The following is a 24,806-nucleotide window of genomic DNA, read 5'->3' as shown; positions in this document are numbered from 1 at the left end:
TCAAGCTGCATCATGTTTTGCTGTGCATGCGGGGAAAAAAGGCTGCAGAGTTGAGCCTTACTGATTATGGATATTAGCGCTTGATTATGTTTATGAAACAAAATGAGAATCTTTGAAAGAATGGAACAAGAGGCCGTTAGAGGGCCGACAGGTGAATCAGCCTAGAATGGGGAGGCTGAGTTCATCAGGTGGAGGATTTGACTTCCTGCAGCTGCTGTGTCATTTTGACAAAGTCATCATACAGGTTGTCGGATTGAAGCAGCAGCGTATAAGACTGCTTGGAGAATGGACGAAACATCTCTGTTCGCCCAGAGGCATACTGTGCAACCAATTCTTGCTTGTGTTCGTCGTATACAAGATAGTTGATCTGCTTGGAGACAAGATACAAAGGGATGATCCCCATTTTTTATCCCTCCGTTCAAATGGAATGTTCCACATGTATATGCGACAATGAAGCATAATAGACGATGGAGAGTGGGAGCAATCAGACGCAAGCGATTACTTTTTAGGCATTCATTTTCATACTCAAACAGGAATTAGGAGCATAAATAGCGAATATGCTACACAACATCCCTATAGTTCATCTCTAAAAGTGAGTTGTGTTCATGAGTCAGGTGAGGAGGGAGAATATATGAGTTTCTGTTGCGGAGCAAGCATGATTGGGACGTTAGGATCACTCAAGCATTATCGGACAAGGATTCATAATGTTCCTCTGCTGTTATGCCCTGTCTGCAAGCGTATTGAGGTTCATTACTCGGTAGAGAATGAATATGAGATTCTTGCCGAATTCGCGGAATCCGACGGGCTTCTTGATGTAGACTTTAAAGACTATGTTACGAAAGAAGAGCAGACCTTATTTGAAAACTGTATCAATCATGAAGGGGAGGATCCCCTTGAGATTGTACGCAGACAAATCGATTCAGCGCTTGATCTGCTGCAGCTTGCGAAGCAGTGGGGAGACACGTCTTGGGAAATGCAGCTGAAGCGAAGATTGGCCCTGATGAGCAGACGCAAGTCACAGCTCTTAAAGCACAAATAACGTGAACGATCCTATGTATATTGATGCTGTCCCCTAAACGGCTCCTTTACGACCTTGACTCTGTTGGCATCAGGAATCAGAGCTAGGCGGGAGGGAGCTGTTCTTTTGTATATCAATCAGCGCAACGAATCCTTAAAAAAATTTTAGGTAGCTTTTAGTGGATTCTTCGTTATCTGCTCAGATTCGACAATATCTCGCGTTGATTTTGATGGTGGACATCACTATGATGGACATGAACTCGAAAAGTCAGGGGAACTTCACTGCTTGTTGCTTGAATGAGGTGAATGCAAGCCTGAATACAGTCGATGACCTGAGGCAGCAGCAGACCGCGTGGATCAGAGCTTATGGCAGGCGACTGTGCGCTAATATGCTAAGCGGACTGAACGCAGATCGAGATTGGATGATTTAGCATGAGATGCGATGAAGATAGCTTACGCAGAGGCTCGGCTGCTTTATAAGGAACGGCTCCTCATTATACCTGCCTCATGTGGATGCGGAACAATTCATGATAATGTGTCGACGCTCTTTTGCCTATGTAATGGAGAGCCTGTGTATGGATAAGGCGGAACGTGAATACAAGGAGGAGGACGTATTGTCATTGAACCACATGCGTGAACCTTGGAAAGAGATTGCTCACGATGTATTTTTAGAGCACACACATAAAACGCCCAGCAAGTATGAAAATATCCTACAGCAGATGGACAGCGCCGTTGTATTGTTTGATGAGAGCGGAGTGCTCAGCTTTATTAATGTAGAAGCTGCGAAGCTGCTCCAAATTCCCCGCAAGCGGCTGGCGGGATGCACGATCCTCGAACTGTTTAGACACCCGATGATTGCTAGAGACAAGCGAAAATTATTGATTCGAACCTATAGAGAAACCATTCAAAGACGTAAGCGCTACCATGAAATAACAGATCGTCATGGACGAACCTATATGGTTACGTTGACATATGGCGAGCAGATGGATGGGGACTATTTGTTTACGATCAAGGATGTGTCCGACTTCAAACGCATCGAGCAGACAGCCGTACAAAACGATAAGCTTGCGATATTAGGCAAGATCGCAGCCGCAATCGCACATGAGATTCGCAACCCTCTAACTTCAATCCGAGGCTTTATTCAACTGCTAAGACCGCATCTTGTTCAGCTCGGCAAGGAAGAGTACGCCCGCATCATTCTTGCAGAGATTGACCGAGCCAATGATATTATTTTTGAATTTTTGAATTCATCGAAGCCAACAGCTCCCCTTACTTCACAAGTCCCGATATCCTCGCTTCTCCGGGAAGTTGTACTCCTTATTGAAAGTGATGCCTTGATGAGAGGCTGTACGATAGATTTAGAAGATGAGCATGAATCTGCAACAAAGGTTGTCGCCATCGATGCCAAGCAGATCAAGCAGGTCATCTTGAATATGATGCGCAATGCACTAGAAGCCATCCGAGAGATTGATCATTTGCGCAAAGGCAGAATAGCCATTTCTTCACGCGTCGAAGGACGTTATGTCGCCATCTGCATCCAGGATAATGGCGCTGGTATGGACGAGCGCACGCTAGAGCGTCTGTTTGATCCCTTTTTTACAACAAAAGATGAAGGCACAGGGCTAGGGCTGTCGGTCAGTTACCGCATTATTCGCAATCATGGCGGCTCGATTGAGGTCGACAGCGTGAAGGGAGAATGGACGGAATTCATCATTCGTCTTCCTCTTGTCTCCCGTGACAGCATTGCACCTCAACCCTATCAGGTATAATATATGAAGAGACAGCAACATGATAATCATTTCGAAAAGGGTGGGTTTTCATGAAGATGACAAATGCAACACAACTAGAGCAATTACAGATTGAAGCCGTTTCCACCGCTGTTCAAGCGCAAGAGGCGGATGCTCTTGTTGTACTTGGAACCAAAGCAGCTTGGGAAGCAGGGCTTACGGAGATCCCTGGTGTACAAGCAGTAAAGGATGCAGTAGCAACGGGATTGTTCGAAGCGAAGCATGGCAGCGTGCATGTATTTCCGGTACGCGAAGGCAAGGCGCGTTTCTTGATCGCTGTTGGCTGCAAGGAAGAACCTCTTACAGCTAATGACATTCGTATAATGCTTGCTGATGCTGCGCGTGAAGCGATGAAGCTCCAAGCTTCCAAGGTAGCCGTACATATTGCAGCAGAGCTTGTTACTGCTACGGTTGAGAAGAACGCAAAGATTGTATCTCATGCAATCGTAGAGGGCTTTATGCTCGGCGCGTATTCTCGTGTGACCTATAAGAAAGGGGCGAAGCCTATTCATGCCTTTGCTTCGCTTACCCTGAATGTTGAAGGCGCATCCCTTGAGGAATGGCAACAAGGAGCAGCATCTGGTAAAGCGTACGCGCTTGGCACCACTATTGCTCGCGACTTGGTTAACCTGCCGGGGAACACGCTCGTTCCAAGCACGCTCGCGGACTATGCGCTGGAGCTTGCTGAGACATACGGCTTCGAAGCACATGTGCTTGATGAGAATCAGATCCAAGAGAAGGGAATGGGCGGCCTGTACGGCGTAGGCAAAGGCAGCGTGAACCCTCCTCGCATGATCGTCTTGAAGTATCAAGGAACCTCGGAGTGGAAAGATGTTACCGGTCTCGTTGGCAAAGGCATTACGTTTGACACTGGCGGCATCTCCTTGAAGCGCGCTGGCAATATGGACGAGATGATTTGCGACATGGGCGGCGCAGCAGCTATGCTCGGCACCATGGCTGTCATCGGTCAGCTGAAGCCGGAAGCTAACGTTCTTTGTGTGATTGCTTCCGCAGAGAATATGCCAGATGGCAAGGCGTTGAAGCCAGGCGATATTATTACTTCTTATAGCGGACGCACGATCGAAGTGCTGAACACTGATGCCGAAGGCCGCCTTGTGCTGGCTGATGGCATGACCTATGCCAAAGAGCTTGGTGCAGACCGCATCATTGATGCAGCGACTCTTACAGGCGCAGTAGGCGTGGCTTTGGCGAATCTGACGACTGGTGTCGTTACGAATGATGAGGTATTCTTCCAGCAGTTCGCGGCAGCATCGAAGCGTACAGGCGAATATGTGTGGGCATTCCCTAATCACCCAGAGTACTGGGACATGATTAAGAGTGATGTTGCTGACGTGAAGAATAGCGTTCCTGGCGGTGCTGGCTCGATTACTGCAGGCATGTTCGTAGGCACATTCGCCGACGAGCTGCCTTGGATTCACTTGGATATTGCCGGAACGGCCTTTATCCCTGGCAAGCGCGGCGTGAACCCTAAGGGTGGAACAGGCGCTATGGTTCGCACCATTGCGGAGTACATTGTTTCGAACTAGTTCGCGAACTTATCATTCATATTTGAGTTTCATGATCGTCCATTTAGGCTTTCCTCAGGCTAACCGCCTGCAGGGAAGCCTTTTTGTCTTGTTTTTCCTTGCTGCGTCAGGATCAATTTCAGCATGGTTCTTCTATTCATCTTCTTCGGTTGCGATATAATGGCTAATATATAGATGCTTCGGGGGTGCCTTCATATGAAGAGGATTGACCTGCAAGTCTACCAGAAAGTCATTATCGTATTCGCAGCATTAGTGATACCGATCACAGCCATTAACATTGCGATCAATCTGAACGCCGTCTCCTATCTTCGCTCGAAGCTGTTGGAGTCGACGCAGGATAAAGTGTATTACTTTCGCAATCAGCTGAATAATCAGATTGCCTTTATCCGCAATCAGCATCTGAATCTGCTTACCGACAGCAATCTCGTTGAACTGAACTTCCGTGCAGGAGAGATACCAAAGTACGAGGAATTGCTGCTGACGACGCGGCTGCAGAGCAATATGCTCAGCATTCGCAATTCCAATGAGCTGGTGGAGGATGTTGCGGTTCACATCGAGTCGCTTAATCGCATGGTATCGCTTAGCAAGGGAAAGAGGACGTATGATGCTTCAAGCAAGTGGGAAGCGCTTCGATTGCTGCATATGAAGAACAAGCAGCCCTATTATTTGGTAGACAATCAGATTTATTTTATTGAGAGCACAAGCAATGGCACGATCACGACTTACGTCCAGCTTCCGCTTGAGCGTTTATTGCAGCAGATCGACAACATTATTCCGAAGAGCGGCGAGAACGGGTATTTTATTGCTGATCATCGCCTGCAGAGCGCCGCTAACTTCTCTGGACAGGCTTCCATTCAAAGCGACATTATGGCGGAGATGCGGCAATTGGATGAGAAGCGATGGCAGGAGGGGAGGTTCGACCTGCGAATTGGCGATCAGCATTATTTGGTGATCTACAGCAAGATCAATGCGCTTGGCGGCATTCTGTTTACCTACATGGACGGAAAGGCCATTACGGGAGTCATCAGCAAATACAACGGGCTTGTTGTGGTATTGGCTGCTGCCGCCTTGATTATTATTGTTGTGTTCTCGCTATCCGTGAATCAGATGATTCATAAACCGCTGCACCATCTAATCCGAGCCTTTCGCAAGATTGAGCTTGATCCGAATCAGATTGCGACGAGATCTTCAATTCCAAGCAATGAGTTCAATTATTTGAATAAGAGCTTTGAACGGATGAAGCAAGAGCTCAATGCCTCCATCAAGCAAAATTATGAGCACAAGCTTGCACTGCAGCAATCTGAGCTGAAGCAGCTTCAATCGCAGATCAATCCGCATTTTCTATATAACGGCTTCTATAATTTGTACCGCATGTGCCGTGCTGAGGATATGGAAGGAGCTGCAGAGCTGTCGATGCGGCTTGCGAATTACTATGAATTCATTACCCGAAGCGGGAGCGATGAGGTGCCGCTGCGCCTTGAATACCAGCATGCGGTTGATTATGGCGAGATTCAGCAGATTCGGTTCTCGCGTTATATCCGGATGGACATTCAAGCAATCCCAGAGGCACTGGCTGAACTGGCTGTGCCGCGCTTGGTTATACAGCCGATTATTGAAAATGCTTTCAAGCATGCGTTCGAGCGCGGCAAGACGATGGAAACCTGTTTGCTGCGCTTTGAGCAGAAGGGCGATACGTTGGATATCTTTGTGGAGGACAGCGGAAAGACACTGGCTGATGAGACGATTGAGCAATTGAATCAGAAGCTTCAAGATCCTGCTGCAGTAACCGAGAAGACAGGCCTTATTAATGTGTGCAATCGCCTCAAGCTTCGCTACGGCGAAGACAGTGGTTTGAAGGTGTCACGAAGCAAGCTTGGCGGTTTATGTGTCTGCATGAGCCTGCCAGTAAATAGGGCAATCAAGCAATTGGGGGGAGAAGAGAATGTACCGAATCCTTATCGTAGATGATGATGCGATTGTCGTGGAAGGCTTATATCAGCTGCTCGCTGCGCATTATGAGAACGAGCTCGATCTATGCAAGGCGTACGGTCCTGAGGAAGCACTGGATATTATTATGAAGACGAAGCTCGATATCGTCATTAGCGATATTGATATGCCTGGCCGCTCCGGGCTTGAGCTGGCGGATGATCTTATCCGGTATTGGCCGAAATGCCGCTTGCTGTTTTTGACCGGATTCAGCGATTTTAATTATATTTACAGCGCCATGAAAAAGCGTGCCGCCCACTTCATCTTGAAGACGGAGAAGGATGAGCATCTGCTGGCCGTTATTCAAAGCGTCATCGATGAGCTGGAGATGGAGCGCAGCAATCGTGATGTTCTAAAGCAGGTTAGCACTGAGCTTCATTATTTACGGCCGCTTCTGACAAGTGAATGGCTGAAGGCGTTATTGGATCAGTCGGAAAAAGGAGCTCAGGTGTCCACTATACGAGGACATGAATGGGAGATACGCGAGAATGAACCTTTCATGCTTCTCATTGGCTATACTTCATGGGACCAGCAGCAATCGTGGGAAGCGAAGGTGCAGAGCTATGGTTATGTACTCAACTTATTTAAAGAGTATGTACCGCCTATGCTTTGTTCAAGCGGCTTTGTAACCCATGACTCTCTGTTTGTGTGGCTTATTCAGCCTAGTACAGAAGAGGCTCTTTTTCATAATGCAGCAGGGAGTGACAATTGGGAGCAAATTGCAAACTACGTCAAGGGCTTTCTTGAGGATATTCAAAATCGGATGGAGCATCTGCTTGGACTTGAGGTATCGTTTGTGTTCAAGCGAGAACCGCTCTGCTTCGACTCTTGGAAGCGCGAGTTTGAACTGCTTCAGCAGAAGGCTTATCAGTGTATGGCCAATAGCTCGCATCTAACTATCCTTGATATTGGAGCCTCCCGTCAGGATCAACAAACGGAGCGCTGGGTTCAAGAGGTTCATGACTTTATTGAGGAACATCTGGGAGATGATCTGTCCTTGGTTCGCATTGCTGAAAAGGTGCATATGAATCCAAGCTATTTGTCGCGCTATTACAAGCAGGTGACAGGGCAGAATGTATCTGAGTATATCACGGAAACAAGGCTTCAGGCTGCAAAACGCTGGATTGTGGATGAGGGCATGAAATTTAATGAGATCGCCTATCGGCTGGGCTTTAATTCTCCATCCTACTTTACAACATTCTTCAAGAAGCAGACCGGTCAGACGCCGCAGGAGTACCGCGACCATTATGGCAAGTAGTAAATAAAACAATATCAAAGTAAAAAATGTGAAATTGAAAGCGTATACAAGGAGGTTTACCCTAAAGATGTAGACATTGATTCGTTAGAGGGAGGTCATTATGAATAAACGTACATTCAAACAACTTATCGTTGGTACCCTGCTTCTATCCCTTGCCTTGTCCGTCATCGCAGGGTGTGCCAGCAAGCCGGATGCGTCTTCTGATACAGGAAGCAAAAGTATTGCTTCTGATATCGGAACAGATCCGATGTGGAAGTATCCTGAGACCGTAAAAGTGACTCAGGTCATCGGTCATGGCAAGGCTGAGGACCCTAAGACACCTTCAGACATTACACCTGCAACGAATGCGTACTACCAAAAGCTTAAAGAGATGCTCAATATCGAAGTTGAGTATTTATGGATGGTTCCATCCGACCAATATGAGCAGAAGTTCTCTTTGGCCGTTGCATCAGGCGATCTTCCGGACTTAATGACCATTGGGTTCGAGCAGTATGAAAAGTTTAAAGACGAAGATCAGTTGGAGGACCTTTCAGAGGCGTATGAGAAGTATGCATCGCCAGATCTGAAGGCTTATGTCGAAGCGGACGGTGGAAAAACGCTCGATATGTTCCGTGAAGACGGCAAGCTCCTTGCACTGCCAAGCTTCGAGGACCCGTTCATGTCTGCTCAGATTATGTGGCTTCGCAAAGACTGGCTTGAAAAGTTGAATCTAGAAGTACCGAAGACGCTGGAGGACTTGGAAAAGGTAGCAGAAGCCTTTACTACACAAGACCCAGATGGCAATGGCAAGGCTGATACGTACGGACTTGCGCTGCATAAGGACCTCATCTCTTGGGGCTTTGATGCACGCGGCTTCTTCTATACGATGGGCGCTTATCCGAAGGCATGGATCAAGGATAAGGACGGCAATCTGGTTGCAGGGGAAACCAAGCCGGAGACAAAGGCTGCATTGGAGCGTTTGAATCAATGGTACAGCAAAGGCCTGCTTGACAAGGAATTTGCGTTTAAAGACATGGATAAAGTGGTTGAGGATATCGTCGCGGGCAAAGTGGGAATAGCCTTTGGCGAGTGGTGGTATCCAGGCTGGCCGCTCAATATGAATCGGGATCAGGATCCTAATGCCGATTGGGTTGCAGCAGTACTGCCTTCATTCAACGGCAAAGAAGGAGAAACCTTGGTTCCTAGCCAGCGGATGAGCCGCATTTATGTGGTTCGCAAGGGCTATGAGCATCCTGAAGCGGTTATCAAGATGGCGAACTTCTACACGGAGATGCAAAAGAAGGAATATGCCGAAGACGTCAAAGCGGAGAACGGCTATGTGTACAACTGGTATGATCCGCGCGTATACAACCCTTATGACTTTGAGCAGGCCTTTACCGAGGTGAACGCAGCTCTTGATAATAAGCAAGAGGAGATTGATTCTGTGAACCCTACCTCAGTGCAGGCGTTTAAGTCATCGAAAAAATATTTATCCGGCGAAGGGGACAATTCCGACTGGGGCATCTACATGCGCAGCATTGCCAAAGACGGAGGTTGGGGCATCACGCGTACGCTAAGAGACAAAGCGTATGTTGTTGATGAGTTCTATGGAACGGCAACAGAGACCATGACCGAGAAGAAGACGTCCTTGAACAAAATGACAGATGAGCTGTTCACGAAGATCATTATGGGCTCTACGCCAAGCAGCGAGTTCGATAAGTACGTGGAGAGCTGGAAGAAGCTCGGCGGTCAGGATATTACAGATGAAGTCAATGAATGGTATAAGAATAAATAAAAAATTCGGATAGGATGAGGAAGAGCAGGCTCGCTTGGTCAAGGCTGCTCTCCTTCCAAATAACGACCAAGGGAGGGGAACTTGAATGTCGAATACTGCACAGACACAGCCAGCGACGGTCGTTAAGCCCCGATCGAGCAAGCGAGTAAGCACTTTTCCGCTTCATCTCATGCTTATTCCAGGTGTCATTGTGACACTCATTTATGCTTATGGGCCAATGTTCGGATTAGTGATGGCGTTTCAAAAATATGTACCAACGAAAGGGTTTCTAGGCTCCAAGTGGGTAGGCTTTAAAAACTTTGAGTACATTTTTCATATGCCGGACTTCTATCAAGTCCTATGGAATACGTTGATTATCGCTGTCCTGAAGATCATCTTTGGACTGCTTGTGCCATTGATTCTAGCACTGCTGCTGCAGGAAGTAGCGAAGAACTGGATTGTAAGAACGATTCAGACAAGCGTGTTCTTGCCTTATTTTCTCTCGTGGACGATTCTTGCGGGTGTTATCTTTGAAATTTTCTCCTTGAACGGGCCTGTTAACTCCTTGATTGCTAGTATGGGATCTGATCCGATCATGTTCATGGGGGATAAGAATTGGTTCAGAGGGATTCTGATTGGCTCTGATGTGTGGAAGGGCATGGGCTACAATATGATCTTGTACTTGGCCGCGATTATTGGGATCAATCCGAATCTTTATGAGGCTGCCGAAATTGATGGAGCGGGAAGATGGAAGCAGGTTATCCATATTACCTTGCCAGGCATCGCACCAATTATTGTCCTGCTGGCTACCCTCAGCTTGGGTTCTGTCTTGAACGCTGGTTTTGAGCAGATTCTGCTGCTTTACAATCCGTTAGTCTATGAAAGTGCGGATGTTATCGATACGCTAGTATACCGAATGGGCTTGATCGATCAGCAATTCTCGCCAGCCGCTGCCTTTGGGTTGTTCAAGTCAGTCGTGTCTGTCGTCTTGGTCTCCATCTCGTATTACATGGCTTATCGATTCACCAACTATCGCATATTCTAACGAAAGGTGGCGGCGAACATGCATATCAAGCCCTCTCCCTCAAGGGTTGTCTTTAACATCATCAACGGAATTCTGCTGACGATCGTCACGCTGCTTGGTGTCATTCCGTTCATTCATTTGCTGGCTGTGTCGTTGAGCTCGAATTCAGCAGCGGTGGCGGGACAGGTCTCTTTGTGGCCGGTGGAATTTACATGGGATGCTTATATTTATTTGAGCCAAAAAGTAGAGTTCTTCCGCTCGCTGTGGGTATCCGTCCAGCGGGTGTTCATCGGTACCATTTTATCAATGCTGCTCGTTATTCTAACGGCTTACCCGCTCTCCAGGGAGACAACGGTGTTCAAGCAGAGAACAGCATATGTCTGGTTCTTTGTCATCACGATGTTCTTTGGGGGCGGATTGATTCCGACCTACATGGTGATTCGCAGCACGGGCCTTCTGGATACGATCTGGGCGCTTGTTATTCCAGGAGCGCTAAATGTGTGGAATATGGTAATGCTGCTTAACTTCTTCCGCAATACGCCTAAAGACTTGGATGAGGCGGCCTTAATGGACGGGGCGGGACATCTGTCGCTATTGTTCCGAATCTATCTGCCGATCTCCTTGCCTGCGATTGCAACGATCCTGCTGTTCACGATCATCGGACATTGGAACGCATGGTTCGATGGCATTCTGTATATGAACTCGCCGGATAATTATCCGCTGCAAACGTATCTTTCTACGCTGATCTCTACCTCGAATCGGGAGAGCATCTCGGTGGATGAACTGGCTTCAATGGCAAGCTACGGCGAGAAGACGCTGCGAACGGCTCAGATCTTTATGGGGGCCTTGCCGATTATGGCTGTGTATCCTTTCTTGCAGCAGTACTTTGTTAAAGGGATTACAGTCGGCAGTGTGAAGGGATAATATAGCGGTTGTCAATCGGTCTAAAAAGAGGCGAGACCAATCTCATTAATTGGCTAATATTGCTGTATAGCACTCAGCTAATACTCTAGAATAGTCAGGCCCTAGCGAGGAGATGCTCTACCGCTAGGGCCTGTTGGGCATGGATACGATTCAATGAGGAATGGATTATAGCACAGATGTGCGCACAGATGACACGGTAACCATCACAGGGCAGCTGAAGGCTATTCGATCAGCCCGGCATAACGCAAGCCGTTGGCAATGCCGCCTTCGTTGACATGAGTCGTAATGTAGTCGGCATAGGGCTTTAAGTCCTCATGGGAATTGCCCATGGCGATCCCGAGGCCGACAGCGTTCAGCATCTCCATATCATTCAGTCCATCGCCAAAGGCAATCGCTTCCTCTGGAGTGAGCTTCAAGATATCGAGCATGGCATGAATGCCCTCGGCCTTAGAGGAGCCCTTCGGCAGCACGTCGAGCGCTGTATGGTGCCAGCGAATCATGCGAAGCCCAGGCACATGCCCCTCATAGAGCGGCTCGTCTTCTTCCTTGCAATGGAGGAAGATCTGATAGATATCCTCTTCCTGCCAGAACGCTTCATGCAGAAGCGGGAGCTCTACCTTTAAGGATGAGACTGCATCAATCATGAATGGGTCCTGATCATTATTCGTGCTGAACGTATGATGCCCCTCAAATACAAGCGAGTGAGCATGCTCGGCTGCTCGCTTCACAAAGCACTCTACATCGCTGCGCTCAATCGGGCGCTTGTATATAACCTCGCCTTGATACACTACATAGCCTCCGTTCAGGCTGACATAGGAGTTGATATGCAGCTGTTCGGCCAGATGATGAAAAAAGTAGGGTGCGCGTCCAGTTGCGATAACGGGCTCAACCCCTTTTTCCTTCAGCTCAAAAATAGCCTCCAAGGCATCTTGCGGGATCTGCTTGTCTTCATTGACCAAGGTCCCGTCAATATCAAAAAATGCAATTTTATAGGACATTTTCATTAGACTCCAATCTATCCATCTACTCGTTCTACCATCACTTGATCTTGGACGTACTATACCATTGAAGCTTGACTTTATGCAATACATGTCACGGGTTGCGTACAGCTTGCTGCAGTCGGAGAGGAGGATATAACAAAATGACAGGAGCCCAAGTCTTGTGCTCCTGTCATAAGTATGAATAAAGTAGATGTATTTCTGAAAGCTTATCATTCTATAAGCTTATAGAAGCCACATCCTGCATGCTTATGAGATAAATAGCTTCTAAACTGCGTGAAGTTTGCCCTGCAACTGGTTATACGTATCCGCACTAAGAACCGTTATTGATGCTTCGGGTTCGTATCGCTGGAGTGCGGCATGGAAGCTTGGTTCATAAGCTCGCAGGCTTTGCATTTGCTTTTAACGGCACAGGAAGCGCAAGCGCCCTGTTTGCTTTTTTTGAAATGGCGTACAAGCATCCATGCGGAATAACTGAAGATGACTGCGATGATGACAATTTCAATCCATGACATTGATATTTGCTCCCTTCTTAGACGTATCCAAGGCTAAGGCCGATAAGGCGAACGATCAGCGCAACGGTGTAAGCAATGACTAAGGCATAGCCGATCGAGAACAGCGTCCACTTCCAAGAGTTCGTTTCCTTGCGAAGCACACCTACGGTTGCCAAGCATGGAACATACAAGAGTACGAACACACAGAAGGTATAAGCGGAGACAGGAGTAAAGGCCTTCCCGATCTCCAGACTAAGCAGACTCATATCTGGCGCGTGATAGATGATGTTCATCGTGGACACGACGATTTCTTTGGCCAAGAAGCCGGTAACCAAGGATGCGCCTGCCTGCCAAGTGCCAAAGCCAAGCGGAGCCAGAACAGGGGCCAATATGCCGCCAAGCTTCGCAAGGAAGCTGTGATCCATATCTACATTAAATCCGCCTGGTCCCATATAGGAGAGAAGCCAGATGAGGACTGATCCGCCTAGAATCAAGGTGCCTGCCTTGCGCACAAAGCCTTTTCCTTTTTCCCAAGTGCTGCGGAACAGTGTTCTCCATTGCGGCATTCGGTAAGGAGGGAGCTCCACAACAAAGATGGATTGCTCATCCTTCATCAGCATCTTGGTAAAGAGCTTCGCTAAGATAAGCGTAAGCACGATGCCGAGCGCATACAGTGACAGGACAATCAAGGCTTGATTGCTGCTGAAGAATACGCCGGCAAACAGGGCATAGACAGGAAGTCTTGCCGAACAAGACATAAAGGGAACGAGGAGACTCGTGACAAGCCTCTCTCGCGGTTGTTCCATCGATCTTGCCGCCATGATGCCCGGCACGTTGCAGCCAAATCCGATAATGAACGGGATAAAGGCTTTGCCGTTCAGGCCTACACTCTCCATGAGCCTGTCCATTACGAGTGTAACCCGCGCCATATAGCCCGAATCTTCCACAAAGGATATAAATAAGAACAAGATGAGAATTTGCGGAACAAACACAAGCACGCCGCCTACACCAGCCAAGATGCCGTCTACCAGCAGCGCTCTAGTGAATTCGGAGGCCCCTGCCCAGGCAAGTCCATCGTTTAGCCAATCTGTTAGCGCTCCCCCGAAGAACGAATCGAGTAGATCGGATACAGGCGAGCCTATCCACTCAAAGGTCAGCTTGAACATCAAATACATGACAAGCATAAAGATCGGAATACCAAGCCAGCGGTTCGTTACAACAGCATCAATGCGGTCGGTTAACGTAGCCGATGTCCGCTGTGCTCGGGATACAGAGACGTCTTGAAGCTCGCGTATGAACGCCATGCGCACGGCCCGAATATGCTGTGCCAGATGCAGCGCCTTGCCAGCGGCTTGAAGCTTCTTCTCCGTGTTATTCCGAATGTTCATCATGGCAAGTGCATGTGCAGGCGCATGCTCTTGGAGCCATTGCTGCACCACTTTATTATTCTCCAAATATTGTAGAGCGAGCCATCTTGGCGCAAGATGCTGCACAGCAGGAAGCAGGCGGACAAGCTCTGTAATGGCTTGTTCGATCTCCTTGCCATAATCGAGCTTGAAGCGGCTCGTGCTGTCTTGCATGCTTCGACCTTCCGTGCTCAAGCTGCTGAGAAGGTTCGGGATGCCTTGGTTGCGGCGTGCATTTACACGAATGACGGATACATGCAGCAGCTCCGCAAGCTTATGCTCTTGAATCTTCATCCCTCGTCCCTCAGCTACATCATTCATGTTCATAGCAATAAGCATTGGGGCCTCGTATTCTAAGAGCTGGATGGTAAGATAGAGATTGCGTTCCAGCTGAGAGGCGTCAATTACATTTAAGATCGCATGAGGCTGCTCCTCGATTAAGTACTGAACAGCTACGCCTTCATCCTTGGAGAGCGGCTGAAGCGAGTAGATGCCAGGCAGGTCAATCAGCTCGCCGCCATGAGCACGGAGCTGGCCTACTTTTTTCTCTACCGTCACGCCTGTCCAGTTCCCAACATATTCATAGGAGCGCGTGAGGGCATTGAAGAGAGAGGTCTTTCCAGTATTGGGATTGCCGACTAAGGCTGCTGACCAGTTGCTCATAAAGGCTTCACTCCTATTAGAGAGGCGTCCACACGGCGAAGTCCAAACAATTGTCCGTTGGCTTCCAGCATTAACGGTCCGCCAAACAGGCTTCGGCGAATCAGCTTGATCATGGTGCCTTCTGTCACTCCAAGATCAAGCAACCGTTGTTGCACCGTTTCGTGGATGGATGACATATCGGAGATATGTGCCTGTTTGCCTTTTTTTAATCGATGCAAAGTTGCTTTATGGCTGCTTGGTGCAGCAGACGTTGGTTTCATTGTAGATCCTTCTTTCTTATATAGCTTCAACTTCAATGGCTTAAAAGATCGTGATCGTCATCTTGCGCGATCATCTAGAATGATAATCTTTATCAATTACAAATAAAAATAGCATAGGTACATGTGAAATATAGTGACAAATTTCACAAAACTAGTGCTTAATTTCGGCAAGAATAGCGTTTAATTACCATTTTTTTAGAAAGATTGCTTTGCTTTATGGGAGGAATTCCATTAGAATATAGAAAATTATAGGTATAGAGGAGACTTCGGAATGAAAACGAATCATTGCAAGATCATTGACTGCACTATTCGCGATGGGGGCCTCGTGAATCAATGGGACTTCAGTATTGAATTTGTTCAGGACTTGTATGCTGCTCTAAATGATGCAGGCGTTGATTATATGGAAGTCGGTTATAAAAATTCTCCGAAGCTTCTTGGCGGCGCGGATCAAGCAGGTCCATGGCGCTTCCTGAATGATGATTTCCTTAGAAAGGTTATCCCGCAAAAAGGCACGACGAAGCTGTCCGCCCTCGTAGATATCGGTCGTGTAGATGAAGCGGATATTCTTCCGCGCAGTGAGAGCATGCTGGACCTCATCCGTGTAGCCTGCTACATCAAAGATGTGGATAAAGCGATAGAATTAATTGAGATGTTCAATGAGCGCGGCTATGAGACAACGCTGAATATTATGGCATTGTCCAATGTGCTGGAGACCGATTTGAATGAAGCATTTGAGATGATTAAGGCGAGCCCGGTTGATATCGTGTATATTGTAGATTCATACGGCAGTCTTGACCATAATGATATGCTGTACTTGGTAAACAAATTCAAGGAAGCTTTGCCAAACAAGCGGCTTGGTGTGCATACTCACAATAATATGCAGCTTGCTTTCTCGAATACTCTCATTGCGGCTGAGAATGGCGTTGAGGTGCTTGATTCCTCTGTATACGGCATGGGCCGCGGTGCAGGCAACTGCCCGACAGAAGCATTGCTAACGCACCTGAAGAACAGCAAGTACAGCCTTCGCCATGTGCTTCCATTCCTGACGAAGCATATGATTCCGATGAGAGACAAGTGGGAGTGGGGCTACTTGATTCCTTACCTGATCACAGGTACATTGGATGAACATCCTCGCTCGGCTATGGCTTTGCTCGCTTCTTCCGAACGTGATGAATTCTCTGCGTTCTATGATCGCATGATGACACCTGAAGCCGGCTTTGCTCAAAAAAAGCCTGAATAATAAAGATACAACCAAAAAGCAGCACGGCCTTCCTCTTAAAGGAATTGCCGTGCTGCTTTTATTTATGCCGATAGAAGCTGGGGTCTTAGCCATAAACCGCTCAGGCTGGCTCAATCGTTCTTGCCTACATGCGAATGTACTGGCGATCGCCTGTTCTTGGATTAAAGTAGACTTGATATTTAAAGCCATCCTTTGGATCAATGAAGATTTCCTTGGTGGGCACATAGTCCGCGCCAAGCCCCAGTACATCACGTGGATGCTCCACTTGCTTGTAGCGCTTGTCGAAGTACTTTTTGCCTAAGATAATCAAAATGATAAGTCCTACGAGCGGCAATCCGTAAAAGACCAAGATGGTTCCGATGAAGAACAAGCTCATGAGGAGCTCACTCTCTTAAGGCGTACAACCGTACCGTAAGCTACGATCTCACTCATATTTTGGCCTACATCTCCACTGTCGAAGCGCATCATAATAATGGCATCTCCTCCCATGGCATGAGCGTTCGCAGTCATGCGATCCATGGCTTGGCGACGCGCATCCTCAATCATTTGTGTATATTGTGTAACCTCTCCGCCTACAAGACCCTTTAGCGAAGCCATAATGTCCCCGCCAATTCCGCGCGCGCGCACAACGACGCCAAAGGCGGTACCTAGTGTTTCTACAATTTCATGGTGAGCAATGCGTTCTGTAGTCGTGACGATCATATTCAATTCCTCCATCTATGCATCATTATTAAGTCTTACTCGTAATATCCTCATTTCATAATACGATTATGTCTGACCAATCGTTTCATTTCAAAAACAAATCCTTGCAGGCATTTTTGTAAGTTTACATTTGCATCATTGAATATGGTCTCGATACACGCTGTAACGATAGGATAGGCGGCACAATTCGTATAAAATGGATGATGATGGGAAAGATTGGACAAATGTATATTCCAAATGGACTTTTTAAGAAATAAATGTTGCGATAATGCTGTACCAATGTGAAAAATTGTTTATTATGGAGAATAGGGATTGATGCTGAACAATGATCTTATTGAGGAGTGTAGGCGGATTATGAAAGTCAGTATATTTGATGTAGCCAAAAAATCTGGCTTATCCGTTGTGACGGTATCCCGTGTACTAAACAACGCGACTACCGTTCGTGAGAAGAACAGGCAGAAGGTGCTGCAGGCGATGAAGGAGCTAGATTATCATCCGAATGCCGCGGCCAGAAGTTTGGCGAAGGGAAAGACAGGCGTAATTGGTTTGATTTTAACTACACTGCAAGATTCTTTTTTGGATGATGTTGTACAGCACGTATCAAGTCAGCTTAAGGATTATGGATATTATTTAACGCTAACGGTTGTGAATTATCCGGCAGAAGAAGGTCATGGTATGGACCTCATCCAAGAAGAACGGGTGGATGGTCTTCTCATCTTGTCAGCCGTGAATGACGAGCAATACGTAGCAGAGCTTCAAAAACGCAATATTCCAAGTGTATTAATTGACAATCAGATGGAACAGTCTCAAGTCCCAAGTGTTCAAGTGGATAACTTCAAAGGCGGATACGAAGCAACAAGACATCTTGTAGATCTTGGGCATAAGCGTATTGCTCATATCCAAGGTCCGTCTTACTTCTTGAGCGCGGTGAATCGTGAACGTGGATTTATGAAGGCGCTTAACGAAGCCGGATTGATGCCGTTTGCTGTGGAACCAGGAGAATTCTCAATCTCCTCTGGTTATGCGGCTGCGCGAAGGTGGATTGAAGCGGGTGAGCTGCCGGATGCTGTATTTGCATCAGATGATTATACGGCTATCGGTGCAATTAATGCGCTTATCGAAGCGGGTTATAAGGTACCAGAGGATGTATCTGTAATCGGGTATGATGATCAATTGATCTCATCTCAGCTTCGCCCAAGATTGTCGACGGTAAGGCAGCCGTCTGAGCAATTGGCGCGTACAGCTGTAGATATCTTGATGAAACAGGTCAATGGAGACGGCTCTTATAAGCCAGAGCCTGTGGTGTTTACATTCCAGCCGCAGATTCTGCTTCGGGAGTCCACGATTCCAAGGCATACCTCACTATCACACTAGAAACGAATAAGGTAAAAGCAGCACATTCCTTCAATAGGGATGTGCTGCTTTTTTCTATGCTGCGAACGGAGCGTATGGGCCATAACGAGGTGTACAATCTGCATTCACAACATAGACAAGAGGGGGAAGGATCGATACAATCAGGTTGAAGCAGGGAATTGTTTCCTGCACGATAGATACCTTCAACGCTCATAAAAAGGGGGAACTGGCATGAGCAGTAAAATGATGAAGCGCTTAATTCTTTGGACTCCAGCTCTTACCATTGGGTTGTGGGAATATGTACGGCATGCTTTTTTGCTTCCCTATCTATCGATGGACATGGGAAATCTTCTAGCGCCGATCATTGTCTTCGTAATCTCGATGACGCTGCTCGCGAAGCTCTTTAAAATGATGGAGGATACTGAACAGAAGCTGCATGAAGAAAAGCGCTCCAAAGCCCTCTTGGAGGAAAGAGAACGTCTTGCCCAAGAGCTTCATGATGGCATCTCTCAGTCGCTATTCATGCTTGCGGTTAAGGTGGATCGTCTCCAGCAGGCTCCGAGCGAGGAGCGAGATGAGCAGATGACTAGGCTTCAGGGGGCGGTTCATCATGTGCATGATAATGTGAGGCAAGCGATCGCCAATCTTCATATGAAGCAAGAGGAGACCGATGCAACGTGGTCGGAGCTCTTTATGAGAATGATCGAGGAGATTAAGGCTGATGCAACGTGGGAGCCGGCCGTGGACTGGCAGCTCGATGATGAAGAGATGACAATGAAGGAGAAGCTGACCTTGTTCTCCTGCGTTAGAGAAGCCTTGACCAACATATCGAAGCATGCACATGCGACGGAGGTGCAGGTGTGTGCGGCTACAACGGATAAAGGATTTGAATGCAAGATTGTCGATAATGGTGTAGGCATGCTGGAGGACCCCTTTCATGTGCCCGGCAAGTATGGTCTGCGCATGATGAGAGACCGCGTGCACAATATGGGGTGGTCACTTTCCTTATACAGAGACAACCAACATACGGTTCTAGCCATAAAGGGAGGGTGAGAGATGAATCAACCGATTGAAGCGTGTTTTCGGGTGCTAATTGTAGATGACAATGCCCATGCCAGAGAAGGCATGATGGATATATTGGCGATGCAGCCAGATTTCTGTGTTGTCGGAGAGGCGGTGAACGGCGAAGAAGCCATACAGCTCACAGAGCAGTTGATGCCTGACTTGATTCTCATGGATATCTCGATGCCGATGCTTGGAGGGCTGGAGGCTGCAAAGCGGATTAAGTCCAAGTTTCCTTACGTAAAAATCGTGATGGTGACAGTCTCCGATGAGATCACGCATTTGTTTGAGGCTTTAAAGGCTGGCGCACAAGGATACTTGCTCAAGAACTTGAAGCCCTCGCAGTGGCATGAGTATCTGCGTGCCATTGCCATTGATGAGGCACCGATGTCAAAGGAATTAGCAACCAAGCTGCTGCAGGAGTTTACGACGAAGACAGCTATGCGGGAGCCGGCAAATACACCCCTTACCCTTCGAGAACGAGAGATTCTAGAACGCGTTGCGACAGGAGAATCCAATCGCGAGATCGCGCAGCGCTTGAACTTGTCTGAGCATACGGTGAAGAATCATCTCAAAAATATTTTACAGAAGCTGCATCTTGAGAATCGCGTCCAATTGACCCGCTATGCCTTCGAGAATGGTCTTGCGTAAGGGGAGTAAGGGGAAAGAAGTTATTGTCAGAATGCCGTGATTATGCTACATTAAAGTGGTCAATAGCGTAACGGGACGTAGCTCAGCTTGGTAGAGCACTTGGTTTGGGACCAAGGGGTCGCATGTTCAAATCGTGTCGTCCCGACCACGATGAATGCCGAAGGCGTATCACTTGTGATACGTCTTTTTTGACAAGAATCCATAGGGCTGTACCGCTTTCTAACTTTATTTGTGGCGAAGAGCCCTAATTGAATGATGGATAGCAAAGCAAGATTCAAGAGAGCTTGGGGGATTACTTTTGAACATTCAATATGAATTTACGAAGGAAGATTACTGGAACTTAAATCGCGATATGATCATGATGATGCCGCGAATGCGATCGATTCTGCTGCTTGTATTGATCGTATCACCTGTCCTGTTTAGTTTTCTGCTATCCTACCGATTTACGGTAGGTGTTAGCATCCTTTTATCGGTTATGCTGCTGGGATTGATCTGCCTGTATATTTATTTTAGTGTAAAAGCAAAGGTTATTCGCTACGCGAAGAGCAATCCTCATGTGATTGGACCGCGTCAGCTTGTCGTAAGCGCAGAGGGCGTGCAGGATGATTCCTCGGAGAAGACAAGCTTCCAGCAATGGTTGGATATTGAGAGAATTGAGGATCGGAAGGATCATATTCTGCTGATCATCGAATCTGCAACCGTGATCTGTATTCCGAAGCATGCTTTTAAGGATGCAGACGAAGCGAGTCAATTCTTCCAGTTAGCAAGCAAGTATCACCAAGCCGCATAAGCCTATGCTGTGCATGTATCCACAAACATAAACAACCGTCAAGCTGCAGGCTGACGGTTGTTTTTTATGCTGCTGTGTGAATCCTACACGCGTTCGCGCCAATACTGAAGCAGATCGGCTAATGTTTGATCAAAGGAAATGGTTGGCTTCCAGCCCGTTTGATGCTGGAACCGCGAAGCGTCGCCAAGCAGGATCTCCACGTCGGATGGCCGCATGCGGCTTGGATCCTGCACAACCTCAATCGATACAGTGCTCAGCGCGAGCAGACGATCAAGCAGCTCTTGGATCGTAATGCAAGAGCCTGATGCAATATTATAGGCTTCGCCTGGCTCCGCATGATGCAGTGCAAGCCAGTAGGCATTCACCACATCACGGACATCGGTGAAGTCGCGTTTTGCCTGGAGGTTGCCGACAGACACGACTGGCGGGCGTAAGCCCTTTTCAATCTCAGCAATCTGCTTCGCGAAGTTGGAGGTTACAAACTGCTCTCCTCGGCGCGGACCGGTGTGATTGAATGTTCTCGTACGGATGACATGGAGCCCATAGCTCTTATAGTACTGATAGCCGAGATAGTCCTGAGCAGCCTTGCTTACAGCATATGGACTTAAGGGCCGCAGCGGATTGTCCTCGGTAATGGGGGTCTCGTGAGGCTCAACGTGGCCATACTCCTCGCTGGAGCATGCAATCTGGATGCGGGCAGGGAGCTGAAGCCTGCGGACAGCCTCGAAGATGTTCAATTGACCGGCTACATTGTTGTGAATCGTATCGACAGGAGAATTCCAAGAGGTAGGCACGAAGCTCTGTGCCGCAAGATGAAAGATCAGATCAGGGCGTTCTTCTGCAATAAGGCTCTCAACAGAGAATGGATCGCGGAGCTCGCATTCAACCAGCTTCACCTTATGCTGGATATCTATAATATGATCCATCCGGCTGCGGTTGCGGATCGTACCTACAACCTCAACATTTTTATCCAGCAGATATTCTGCCATGTGGCTGCCGACGAATCCGGCAATACCTGTAACTAAGGCCTTCATGGGTTAGGCTTCACCTCTCGAAGTTGATAGGGCTTGAATTCTATGCTTCTCTCGTTAAGCATTTCTTTAATTCTTTGTTCCTCAGAACGATGGCAGACCAAGAGACCTTCCTCTGTAGAGACGACAATCAGGTCATCGACTCCAATGACGATCGCTTGCTTATCGGTGAATATAATGTTGCCGTGCGAGTCAAGGGAGCGCACATGTCCATTCAATAGATTGCCATGCTCATCAGAGCCATAATGGCGCCGGACCGCATTCCAGGTGCCGACATCATCCCAATCGAAGGTTGCGGGGATTACATACAGGTCCTTTGCTTTCTCAATGACGGCATAATCAATCGAGAGCTTGGGAAGCTGGCTATAGATGGTGCTCACTTCAGGATAGTGCTTTTTGAGCGGCTGCCAGATGGACGGACAGTGCTTTGTCATCAAGTATTCGATCGTCGAAGGCCGCCACACAAAGATGCCGCTGTTCCAATAGGTGCCAAGCTTGATCAGCTTCTCCGCATAATCCTGATTCGGCTTTTCGATAAAGGCTTCAACTTCACGCAAAGATGAATACCCATGATTGTCATAGGTGCGAATATAGCCATATCCGGTCTCAGCACGAGTTGGCACGATGCCGAGCATAACGGTTATTCTTCTTGTGCGCGCTTCGTTGGCTGCGGTGTGCAAGGTACGGGAGAGCTCGATATTATCAGAAATGTATTGATCGGAAGGAACCATGACGATCACGTCATCATCGTCTTGATGGAGGAAGGTGAGGGCGGTCAAGGCTGTGCTTGGGCCAGTGTCTCTTGAATCTGGCTCTATTATGATATGCTTCAATGTCAATTCGGGAAGTTGTTCCATCACAAGGGAGACATAGCTTTTTGAGGTGGCGACATAAATATTGGATGCGGGAAGCCATTGCTTAAAGCGGTCATACGTATCTTGAAGCATCGTTCTTTTTGTCAGAAGGGGGAGGAATTGCTTTGGCTTTGATTCTGTGCTGCTCGGCCAAAAGCGTGTACCACGACCGCCTGCCATGATTACGATATTCAATCCAGTTCACCCCCAATACGGCTTATGGTGATGAATGCATAATACCCTATAGTATGATGGGACAAATTAACAGGGAACCGATATTGGGCCAAGGGAATAAAAAGGCTTGCACCTAGGGTAATTCGCTTGCATTATTTGAATGGATTTGGTTATAATAAAGGGTAATATTATGAGGTCTATGTCAAACAATGGCATATTGCACTTTAAAGGCCATGATGGAGACAAGTAGAGAATAACCACTTCACAGGGAGAGAATGCCATGGATTGCGAGCATTCTTGAAGCAGGATTCTGCGAAATTCACTCCGAAGCCGGCACTTGAATTCAAGCAAGTGAGAAGAGTCTCTTTCTCGCTTAAGATAGTAGAGCAGCCCGGTTGCGAACCGTTATATTCGCATTAAGTGAGATGCTGGCACGCAAGCTGAATAATTCGCTTGTTGGAGCTGGATCTAATTAGGGTGGTACCACGGTCTTCTCGTCCCTTAGCGGACGAAGAAGGCCTTTTTTTGTTGCAGGTTAACATCACAGAGACGGACTTGGCAGTTATGCCGAGCTCTGGCTTATACGATGAGAAGATAACCGATAGTTGCTTTGCCGCAGATGAATTTATAATGTGGCGGCTTAAAGAAAGAAGCTATAGTCCAAGTAGCTAGCTGAAGGAGGAACAGAGAATGAAGGAACGTTTGCATGCACTGCGTGAACATGCGCTGGAGCTCTTGAAGGAAGTAGGCAATGAGCAGCAGTTGAATGACCTGAGAGTTCGTTTTCTTGGTAAAAAAGGAGAGCTGACAGAGATTCTCCGTGGAATGGGTGGCCTTAGTGCAGAGGAACGTCCAGTTATCGGCCAGGTGGCAAACGTCGTTCGCGAAGCGATCGAAACAAGCATTAACGAGAAGGTAGAGGCGTTTAAGCGTGCTGAACTGGATCGACGCCTGCAGTCCGAGACGATTGACGTTACCCTGCCTGGACGTCCAATGCCTCATGGCGCGGTTCATCCATTGATGAAGGTTATTCAAGAGATGGAAGACATCTTCGTTGGCATGGGGTACCAAATTGCAGAAGGTCCAGAAGTTGAGACGGACTATTACAACTTTGAAGCATTGAATTTACCCAAAAATCATCCTGCTCGCGACATGCAGGATTCGTTCTATATTACCGAAGAGCTGTTGATGCGCACGCATACCTCTCCGGTTCAGGTTCGCGCGATGGAGCTTATGAAGGGGGATGTTCCGCTTAAGGTCATTTGCCCAGGGCGCGTATATCGCCGAGATGACGACGACGCCACGCATTCCTTCATGTTCCATCAGATTGAAGGACTTGTCATTGACAAGAACATTCGCATGAGCGACTTGAAAGGCACGCTTCTTCAATTTGTTCGTGAGATGTTTGGCTCTCACATGCAGATTCGTCTTCGTCCGAGCTTCTTCCCGTTCACGGAGCCAAGTGCTGAGGTGGATGTGACTTGCGTACAATGTGCGGGCGATGGCTGCCGCATGTGCAAGCAGACGGGCTGGATTGAGATTCTGGGCTGTGGCATGGTGCATCCGAAAGTGCTTGAGATGGGTGGCTATGACCCAGAAGTCTATTCTGGTTTCGCATTCGGTACAGGGGTGGAGCGGATCGCCATCTTGAAGTACGGCATTGATGATATTCGCCATTTCTATACGAATGATATTCGTTTCTTGAAGCAATTCAATCGCATGTAAGGGAAGGAGATTAAGTCTGAAATCCTTAGTCAACGCGCGTAGTAGAGGAAATGAGCAGGCCAAATAAGCCGTTTACACGACCAATAAATGGTAAAATATGGGTGTAT

At 47.6% G+C, this 24,806-nt stretch carries 24 protein-coding genes, 1 tRNA gene and 1 other annotated feature; of the genes, 16 read left to right on the top strand and 9 right to left on the bottom strand.

What is annotated here, in order from left to right:
* Positions 1-184: 184 nt before the first annotated feature.
* Entirely contained in the window at positions 185-403 is a 219-nt protein-coding gene (locus tag B9Y93_RS08810; RefSeq protein ID WP_085494058.1) for a hypothetical protein, read from the bottom strand.
* Between the two features lie 228 nt (positions 404-631).
* Here B9Y93_RS08810 and B9Y93_RS08805 point away from each other — a divergent pair, with 228 nt between their 5' ends.
* The 9 genes from B9Y93_RS08805 to B9Y93_RS08765 all read left to right on the top strand — a co-directional run bounded on the left by B9Y93_RS08805 (position 632) and on the right by B9Y93_RS08765 (position 11,296).
* On the top strand, positions 632-1,039 hold the full coding sequence (locus B9Y93_RS08805; protein ID WP_085494057.1) for a hypothetical protein: 408 nt from the start codon (positions 632-634) through the stop codon (positions 1,037-1,039).
* Between the two features lie 223 nt (positions 1,040-1,262).
* Complete coding sequence (locus B9Y93_RS08800; protein ID WP_085494056.1) at positions 1,263-1,448, top strand: hypothetical protein; 186 nt, start codon at positions 1,263-1,265, stop codon at positions 1,446-1,448.
* Positions 1,449-1,544: 96 nt separating this feature from the next.
* Positions 1,545-2,786 carry a two-component system sensor histidine kinase NtrB gene (locus tag B9Y93_RS08795; protein ID WP_370738962.1) on the top strand — a complete coding sequence of 414 codons (1,242 nt, stop codon included), beginning with the start codon at positions 1,545-1,547 and terminating at the stop codon, positions 2,784-2,786.
* 50 nt (positions 2,787-2,836) lie between these two features.
* Complete coding sequence (locus B9Y93_RS08790; RefSeq protein WP_085494054.1) at positions 2,837-4,351, top strand: leucyl aminopeptidase; 1,515 nt, start codon at positions 2,837-2,839, stop codon at positions 4,349-4,351.
* A gap of 195 nt (positions 4,352-4,546) precedes the next feature.
* A complete protein-coding gene (locus tag B9Y93_RS08785; protein ID WP_170936449.1) occupies positions 4,547-6,319 on the top strand; it encodes a sensor histidine kinase in 1,773 nt (590 codons plus the stop codon).
* Positions 6,294-7,595, top strand: coding sequence for a response regulator transcription factor (locus B9Y93_RS08780; protein WP_085494052.1), 1,302 nt, complete (start codon positions 6,294-6,296; stop codon positions 7,593-7,595). Before B9Y93_RS08785 ends, B9Y93_RS08780 begins: the two co-directional genes overlap by 26 nt.
* Positions 7,596-7,695: 100 nt before the next feature.
* A complete protein-coding gene (locus tag B9Y93_RS08775) occupies positions 7,696-9,369 on the top strand; it encodes an extracellular solute-binding protein (RefSeq protein ID WP_085494051.1) in 1,674 nt (557 codons plus the stop codon).
* Positions 9,370-9,538: 169 nt separating this feature from the next.
* Positions 9,539-10,393 carry an ABC transporter permease gene (locus tag B9Y93_RS08770; protein WP_370738966.1) on the top strand — a complete coding sequence of 285 codons (855 nt, stop codon included), beginning with the start codon at positions 9,539-9,541 and terminating at the stop codon, positions 10,391-10,393.
* An 18-nt stretch (positions 10,394-10,411) separates the two neighbouring features.
* A complete protein-coding gene (locus tag B9Y93_RS08765; protein WP_085494049.1) occupies positions 10,412-11,296 on the top strand; it encodes a carbohydrate ABC transporter permease in 885 nt (294 codons plus the stop codon).
* A gap of 221 nt (positions 11,297-11,517) precedes the next feature.
* Here B9Y93_RS08765 and B9Y93_RS08760 read toward each other — a convergent pair whose 3' ends face one another.
* The 4 genes from B9Y93_RS08760 to B9Y93_RS08745 form a co-directional block, all read right to left on the bottom strand.
* On the bottom strand, positions 11,518-12,294 hold the full coding sequence (locus tag B9Y93_RS08760) for a Cof-type HAD-IIB family hydrolase (RefSeq protein WP_085494048.1): 777 nt from the start codon (positions 12,292-12,294) through the stop codon (positions 11,518-11,520).
* Positions 12,295-12,617: 323 nt separating this feature from the next.
* A complete protein-coding gene (locus B9Y93_RS08755) occupies positions 12,618-12,809 on the bottom strand; it encodes a FeoB-associated Cys-rich membrane protein (protein WP_085494047.1) in 192 nt (63 codons plus the stop codon).
* Between the two features lie 17 nt (positions 12,810-12,826).
* Complete coding sequence (feoB, locus tag B9Y93_RS08750) at positions 12,827-14,857, bottom strand: ferrous iron transport protein B (RefSeq protein ID WP_085494046.1); 2,031 nt, start codon at positions 14,855-14,857, stop codon at positions 12,827-12,829.
* Positions 14,854-15,117: a FeoA family protein gene (locus B9Y93_RS08745; protein ID WP_085494045.1), complete on the bottom strand. Its 264-nt coding sequence runs from the start codon at positions 15,115-15,117 to the stop codon at positions 14,854-14,856. The genes feoB and B9Y93_RS08745 overlap by 4 nt, the downstream gene beginning before the upstream one ends.
* A 271-nt stretch (positions 15,118-15,388) precedes the next feature.
* Between B9Y93_RS08745 and B9Y93_RS08740 the strand changes: the two genes are divergently transcribed.
* Positions 15,389-16,357, top strand: coding sequence for an aldolase catalytic domain-containing protein (locus tag B9Y93_RS08740; RefSeq protein WP_085494044.1), 969 nt, complete (start codon positions 15,389-15,391; stop codon positions 16,355-16,357).
* Positions 16,358-16,481: 124 nt separating this feature from the next.
* Here the strand turns inward: B9Y93_RS08740 and B9Y93_RS08735 are convergent, their stop codons facing one another.
* Positions 16,482-16,733: an HD family phosphohydrolase gene (locus tag B9Y93_RS08735; RefSeq protein ID WP_085494043.1), complete on the bottom strand. Its 252-nt coding sequence runs from the start codon at positions 16,731-16,733 to the stop codon at positions 16,482-16,484.
* On the bottom strand, positions 16,730-17,059 hold the full coding sequence (locus B9Y93_RS08730; protein WP_085494042.1) for a YbjQ family protein: 330 nt from the start codon (positions 17,057-17,059) through the stop codon (positions 16,730-16,732). The genes B9Y93_RS08735 and B9Y93_RS08730 overlap by 4 nt, the downstream gene beginning before the upstream one ends.
* 354 nt (positions 17,060-17,413) lie before the next feature.
* On the opposite strand from B9Y93_RS08730, the gene B9Y93_RS08725 reads away from it, so the two are divergent.
* From B9Y93_RS08725 to B9Y93_RS08705, 5 genes are all read left to right on the top strand, one after another.
* Positions 17,414-18,433, top strand: a complete 1,020-nt coding sequence (locus B9Y93_RS08725) for a LacI family DNA-binding transcriptional regulator (protein WP_085494533.1) — start codon at positions 17,414-17,416, stop codon at positions 18,431-18,433.
* Positions 18,434-18,643: 210 nt separating this feature from the next.
* Positions 18,644-19,465 (top strand): sensor histidine kinase, encoded by an 822-nt coding sequence (locus B9Y93_RS08720; protein ID WP_085494041.1) that lies wholly within the window; start codon positions 18,644-18,646, stop codon positions 19,463-19,465.
* A 3-nt stretch (positions 19,466-19,468) separates the two neighbouring features.
* Positions 19,469-20,125 carry a response regulator gene (locus tag B9Y93_RS08715; protein WP_085494040.1) on the top strand — a complete coding sequence of 219 codons (657 nt, stop codon included), beginning with the start codon at positions 19,469-19,471 and terminating at the stop codon, positions 20,123-20,125.
* 71 nt (positions 20,126-20,196) lie between these two features.
* A tRNA-Pro gene (locus B9Y93_RS08710) sits at positions 20,197-20,273 on the top strand.
* A gap of 150 nt (positions 20,274-20,423) precedes the next feature.
* Complete coding sequence (locus tag B9Y93_RS08705; RefSeq protein WP_085494039.1) at positions 20,424-20,915, top strand: YcxB family protein; 492 nt, start codon at positions 20,424-20,426, stop codon at positions 20,913-20,915.
* Between the two features lie 83 nt (positions 20,916-20,998).
* Here the strand turns inward: B9Y93_RS08705 and B9Y93_RS08700 are convergent, their stop codons facing one another.
* Complete coding sequence (locus B9Y93_RS08700; protein WP_085494038.1) at positions 20,999-21,949, bottom strand: GDP-mannose 4,6-dehydratase; 951 nt, start codon at positions 21,947-21,949, stop codon at positions 20,999-21,001.
* The gene (locus B9Y93_RS08695) at positions 21,946-22,995 is read right to left on the bottom strand and encodes a mannose-1-phosphate guanylyltransferase (protein ID WP_085494037.1); all 1,050 of its coding nucleotides are present in this window, start codon (positions 22,993-22,995) and stop codon (positions 21,946-21,948) included. The genes B9Y93_RS08700 and B9Y93_RS08695 overlap by 4 nt, the downstream gene beginning before the upstream one ends.
* Before the next feature lie 203 nt (positions 22,996-23,198).
* Positions 23,199-23,479: a binding site (T-box leader), on the top strand.
* A 185-nt stretch (positions 23,480-23,664) separates the two neighbouring features.
* Between B9Y93_RS08695 and pheS the strand changes: the two genes are divergently transcribed.
* Positions 23,665-24,699: a phenylalanine--tRNA ligase subunit alpha gene (gene pheS, locus B9Y93_RS08690; RefSeq protein WP_085494036.1), complete on the top strand. Its 1,035-nt coding sequence runs from the start codon at positions 23,665-23,667 to the stop codon at positions 24,697-24,699.
* Positions 24,700-24,806: the final 107 nt, after the last annotated feature.

This window comes from Paenibacillus aquistagni, from assembly GCF_900177815.1.
In the GTDB taxonomy this organism is placed as follows: Bacteria; Bacillota; Bacilli; order Paenibacillales; family Paenibacillaceae; genus Paenibacillus_B; species Paenibacillus_B aquistagni.
Note: the sequence above shows the minus strand (reverse complement) of the source record. Positions and strands in the feature narration are given on the sequence as shown.

Bases quoted from the DNA above. Each gene is read 5' to 3' on its own strand.
- pheS (WP_085494036.1), top strand. From the start codon at position 23,665: ATGAAGGAACGTTTGCATGCACTGCGTGAACATGCGCTGGAGCTCTTG.
- B9Y93_RS08725 (WP_085494533.1), top strand. From the start codon at position 17,414: ATGAAAGTCAGTATATTTGATGTAGCCAAAAAATCTGGCTTATCCGTT.
- B9Y93_RS08735 (WP_085494043.1), bottom strand. From the start codon at position 16,733: ATGAGCTTGTTCTTCATCGGAACCATCTTGGTCTTTTACGGATTGCCG.
- B9Y93_RS08780 (WP_085494052.1), top strand. From the start codon at position 6,294: ATGTACCGAATCCTTATCGTAGATGATGATGCGATTGTCGTGGAAGGC.
- feoB (WP_085494046.1), bottom strand. From the start codon at position 14,857: ATGAGCAACTGGTCAGCAGCCTTAGTCGGCAATCCCAATACTGGAAAG.
- B9Y93_RS08715 (WP_085494040.1), top strand. From the start codon at position 19,469: ATGAATCAACCGATTGAAGCGTGTTTTCGGGTGCTAATTGTAGATGAC.
- B9Y93_RS08785 (WP_170936449.1), top strand. From the start codon at position 4,547: ATGAAGAGGATTGACCTGCAAGTCTACCAGAAAGTCATTATCGTATTC.
- B9Y93_RS08700 (WP_085494038.1), bottom strand. From the start codon at position 21,949: ATGAAGGCCTTAGTTACAGGTATTGCCGGATTCGTCGGCAGCCACATG.
- B9Y93_RS08790 (WP_085494054.1), top strand. From the start codon at position 2,837: ATGAAGATGACAAATGCAACACAACTAGAGCAATTACAGATTGAAGCC.
- B9Y93_RS08730 (WP_085494042.1), bottom strand. From the start codon at position 17,059: ATGATCGTCACGACTACAGAACGCATTGCTCACCATGAAATTGTAGAA.
- B9Y93_RS08760 (WP_085494048.1), bottom strand. From the start codon at position 12,294: ATGTCCTATAAAATTGCATTTTTTGATATTGACGGGACCTTGGTCAAT.
- B9Y93_RS08770 (WP_370738966.1), top strand. From the start codon at position 9,539: ATGCTTATTCCAGGTGTCATTGTGACACTCATTTATGCTTATGGGCCA.
- B9Y93_RS08775 (WP_085494051.1), top strand. From the start codon at position 7,696: ATGAATAAACGTACATTCAAACAACTTATCGTTGGTACCCTGCTTCTA.
- B9Y93_RS08755 (WP_085494047.1), bottom strand. From the start codon at position 12,809: ATGTCATGGATTGAAATTGTCATCATCGCAGTCATCTTCAGTTATTCC.
- B9Y93_RS08740 (WP_085494044.1), top strand. From the start codon at position 15,389: ATGAAAACGAATCATTGCAAGATCATTGACTGCACTATTCGCGATGGG.
- B9Y93_RS08720 (WP_085494041.1), top strand. From the start codon at position 18,644: ATGAGCAGTAAAATGATGAAGCGCTTAATTCTTTGGACTCCAGCTCTT.
- B9Y93_RS08810 (WP_085494058.1), bottom strand. From the start codon at position 403: ATGGGGATCATCCCTTTGTATCTTGTCTCCAAGCAGATCAACTATCTT.
- B9Y93_RS08745 (WP_085494045.1), bottom strand. From the start codon at position 15,117: ATGAAACCAACGTCTGCTGCACCAAGCAGCCATAAAGCAACTTTGCAT.
- B9Y93_RS08795 (WP_370738962.1), top strand. From the start codon at position 1,545: ATGATAATGTGTCGACGCTCTTTTGCCTATGTAATGGAGAGCCTGTGT.
- B9Y93_RS08765 (WP_085494049.1), top strand. From the start codon at position 10,412: ATGCATATCAAGCCCTCTCCCTCAAGGGTTGTCTTTAACATCATCAAC.
- B9Y93_RS08800 (WP_085494056.1), top strand. From the start codon at position 1,263: ATGATGGACATGAACTCGAAAAGTCAGGGGAACTTCACTGCTTGTTGC.
- B9Y93_RS08805 (WP_085494057.1), top strand. From the start codon at position 632: ATGAGTTTCTGTTGCGGAGCAAGCATGATTGGGACGTTAGGATCACTC.